This is a genomic window from Formosa sp. F44 (assembly GCF_056238645.1).
Genome location: NZ_JBWDLJ010000014.1, coordinates 1 through 3,557, shown reverse-complemented (window position 1 = coordinate 3,557; position 3,557 = coordinate 1). Strand labels below are relative to the sequence as shown.

Annotated in this window: 7 protein-coding genes; all 7 read left to right on the top strand. The window is 31.1% G+C overall.

Translation table 11 applies throughout. The features are described from left to right. Positions 1 to 143 precede the first annotated feature (143 nt). The 7 genes from AC0UBM_RS18265 to AC0UBM_RS18235 all read left to right on the top strand — a co-directional run bounded on the left by AC0UBM_RS18265 (position 144) and on the right by AC0UBM_RS18235 (position 3,427). A complete protein-coding gene (locus tag AC0UBM_RS18265) occupies positions 144 to 671 on the top strand; it encodes a hypothetical protein (RefSeq protein WP_475689624.1) in 528 nt (175 codons plus the stop codon). A 53-nt stretch (positions 672 to 724) separates the two neighbouring features. Next, positions 725 to 961 (top strand): hypothetical protein, encoded by a 237-nt coding sequence (locus AC0UBM_RS18260; protein ID WP_475689623.1) that lies wholly within the window; start codon positions 725 to 727, stop codon positions 959 to 961. A gap of 163 nt (positions 962 to 1,124) precedes the next feature. Further along, complete coding sequence (locus AC0UBM_RS18255) at positions 1,125 to 1,670, top strand: HNH endonuclease (protein WP_475689622.1); 546 nt, start codon at positions 1,125 to 1,127, stop codon at positions 1,668 to 1,670. Between the two features lie 324 nt (positions 1,671 to 1,994). Then, positions 1,995 to 2,300 (top strand): toxin-antitoxin system YwqK family antitoxin, encoded by a 306-nt coding sequence (locus tag AC0UBM_RS18250; protein WP_475689621.1) that lies wholly within the window; start codon positions 1,995 to 1,997, stop codon positions 2,298 to 2,300. Positions 2,301 to 2,302: 2 nt separating this feature from the next. Further along, entirely contained in the window at positions 2,303 to 2,689 is a 387-nt protein-coding gene (locus tag AC0UBM_RS18245) for a hypothetical protein (protein WP_475689620.1), read from the top strand. A gap of 6 nt (positions 2,690 to 2,695) precedes the next feature. Then, the gene (locus tag AC0UBM_RS18240; protein WP_475689619.1) at positions 2,696 to 2,824 is read left to right on the top strand and encodes a hypothetical protein; all 129 of its coding nucleotides are present in this window, start codon (positions 2,696 to 2,698) and stop codon (positions 2,822 to 2,824) included. 27 nt (positions 2,825 to 2,851) lie between these two features. Next, the gene (locus AC0UBM_RS18235) at positions 2,852 to 3,427 is read left to right on the top strand and encodes a hypothetical protein (protein ID WP_475689618.1); all 576 of its coding nucleotides are present in this window, start codon (positions 2,852 to 2,854) and stop codon (positions 3,425 to 3,427) included. The last annotated feature ends 130 nt before the right edge of the window (positions 3,428 to 3,557 follow it).

Here is a 3,557-nt window from a genome sequence, read left to right as displayed (position 1 = left end):
TCATGAAAAACGAGATCGCAGTCTCAATACACAAAATAACCTTAATCCTCTCTTTTTGTTCTTTCTGATTGATACTTAATTTATAACTTATATTTGATAAGGCTAACTTAAGATACACAAACACGTTACCACACATTTGAGAAATGAAAGATAATAAGGATTTAATTTTAGAGTTTTTGTCTGAAAACAGAGATAGACATTTCGACCAAAGAGATTTAAAACAAAAATTATTTCCTGAATTAAATAAAGACCAAGTAAAAGAACTTTTATACCAAATCATTGATTTTAAATCAAATTTAATGAGAGTGTATAACGAATCCAATATTGGGTTTTTACCTGTCCAATACAGTGGACTTATAGATAATTTTATTTCTAATGGCGGATTTACCAAAATAGAATCGGATTTAAAATTTGAACGTGTTAAAGAATTAGAAAGAGAATCAAAAAAGGACAAAATCCTTGATTTGGATTTAAAATTAAAACGTTTCGAATCTAAAATCGGTAAAAAATTAATTTTGGCTGGTTTCATAATTACTTTTTTGAGTTTTGTAATAACAGTTCTAACTCTTGAATTTTGGCAAACTGACGATAATAAGAATGAACAAAAAAGCCAAGTAGAGAAGCCATTATCGAACAATAAAGAATCCAAACCAAAAGATAGTTTAAACTAATTCGGATTTTCATAGTATTTGAATTTTTAAATTAATAATCTGATTAAGACCTTATGGAAAATATTAAGAATGTTAATGACATTGAACCAGCTGAATTTGAGAAATACAGTAAATACAAAAAGCTGACTGAATTACGAGCAATGGACGAAAAAGAATTATTGATTTTAAATAATCTAAACCAATTTCGACTTTTAAAAACACAGAATATCTCGAAAAACATCTTTATATTCTTTTTGGTTGTTGCGATTTTGTCCATTTTATTGCAAATTGTAGTTGCTTTTATAATCTAAAAAAACGTGTGGTAACACCGTATATAATTTATTGCTAGTTCTAGCCTACTTACGAAAATCCTCGCGGATTTTCTATTCGGTTTTTATTTGTTAACTTAGTTGCTTAACCACGCAACAAACCATATACAAACACGTTGTAGTGCATTTGAGAAAAACTGAAATTATGACAAGAAACTATTGGAATGAAGAATGGAAAAACGTGGAATTTGACGATGGAATTTCCGAAAATGAAAAGTTCAAAATCTCAAATTACGGTCGAATTTTAAACTGTAAAGGCGAAACCGAATTTGAAGTTAAAAAATCATATATCAACGGATATCAAAATATTCCGCTAAAACAAAAAAGTGGAAAATCGACCAGCAGATACGTTCACAAACTTGTGGCTGAACATTTTCTTGAACGTAACGTCGGAATTTGTGTTATCCACCTGAATTACGACAAAACCGATAATCGAGTGGAAAACCTAAAATGGGCAACGAAAAGAGAAAAAGAACTTCATCAATTCAACAATCCAAATTGGGAAAAAGTTGTCGAAAAAAGAGGTAAAAAAATCGGAAAACTGAACGAGGGAAAAGTAAAAATCATTAAACGTCAACTAGAGAACAAAAGAACTAGAATCAATATGATTGCCAAACGTTTTGGAGTCTCGGACACACAAATCCACAGAATAAAAAATGGAGAAAATTGGAGTTCAGTAACTGAATATTAATAAAAAAACGCACTACAACAATGGCTATAAGTAATTGCTTGTTCTCGCCTACTTCTGAAAATCCTCGCGGATTTTCAGTTTGGTTTGTACTTGCTAAATTAAGTGCTAATTCACGCAACTACTCATAGCCGAGACCGTTGTGCAACATTTGACCAAACCGATAAACATTTGAATTTTATGAAGAAAATACTAATACTGACCATTATTTTGATTTCCTCAATTTCTTGTAAAGACAAACCAAAATCAATAGATAAATCTAGTGATACAATTTATAATTCAAATAATGTTGTTAAAGTTGACGGAGTTGTTTCTTTCAAAAGAAATATGGAAAAAGTAACTGGAATTATTCACGGATTTCATAATAATGGCGAACAAAAAGAGGCTTATAAAGTAATTGATGGAATTCAAAACGGATTTAGCAACTCTTGGAATGAAGAAGGTCAACAAAGATTTGAAGGATTTTACAAAGACGGAAAACAAGATGGACTTTGGAAATTTTGGTGGCCAAATGGACAATTGAAAGCGGAATCTGAATACAGAAACGGAATGTTAAATGGAACTAAAAGAACTTGGGATAGATATGGAAAACTTACAGCAGAAGAAGTTTGGTTAAATAATAACAAACAATAAAAATGGAATTACCTAAAGTTACGCCTGTCGAAATTGCTTTTCCAGCAGAAGGACATCCAGAAATAGTGAATATAAACTATGATTTATGGAGATTGACCATAACTCTAAATTTTAAAAAAAAAGACAATCCTGTTTATGTGACTTTTGAAAACATAGTTGGATTTCGTGTTTTAGATGAAGGCGATTTGCTTGAATTTTGGGATAATGAAATTCGCTTAAGTGATTGGTTTTGGAATATCGAAAAAGGTGGTTGGACTGATTTAGAAAAAACGAGAAAAGGATTTGTTAGTGGCCTACACAATAATTCAACTGAATATCTGATTTTAGGTGTAAATGATTGCATAAGCATAATCGCAAATGACAAACCAAAAGTGAGTGAACCGAATTGAATTGAATTGAAAAATAAAAACGTTGCACAACAACGTATAAAATTAATTGCTTGGTACGAGCCTACTTACGAAAATCCTCGCGGATTTTCTATTCGGTTTGTATTTGCTAAATTCGTTGCTAAACCACGCAACTAATCTTATACAAAACCGTTACCTACAATTATGAAAAACATCCGAACTTCATTTATTATCCTTCTGACTTTTCTGTCGCTTTGCGCATTTGGACAAAATGATTCGCGTGCGATTGATGGAAACGGATTTGACTCTGTTTTTCAAAATTTGGAATCGGGAAATTTTAGCGGAACTATAAACGGAATTTTAATTGTGAAAGATTCTAAAAACAAGGAATCGTTATTGGATTTTCAAGGAAGTTATGCAAAATTGGATATAGAAAAAGATGAACACGAAGTTTATGATTTGAGTTATAAAAAATATTCTGGAAAAACAACAAGTGGAAAAACGGAAATAAAATACGAAACCTACGCTTCTGCAAACTCAATCGGAATTGAAATAAGCGGAGAATATTATGACTTATCTCTAATCGATGGAGCTTGTGATTTAGTAATTAACGGACTTGAATACTCTTACGAATCTGAAAAAAGTGCTGAATATCTAATTATCCGAATTACGAAAGAAATAGAATTAATGAACCGTTATGATAGCAAAATTAGAAAAGCAATTAAAATATTACCAAATTCGACTTTAGTTTTTGCAATTAATCGGAATAAAAAACTGTAGGTAACACCGTGTATAATTAATTGCTTTATTGAGCTTACTTGCGAATATTCCTGCGGAATATTCACGGGTTCGTAAATGTTTGCTAACTTAGTCGCTGAACCACGCAACTAACCATACACAAGCACGTTGT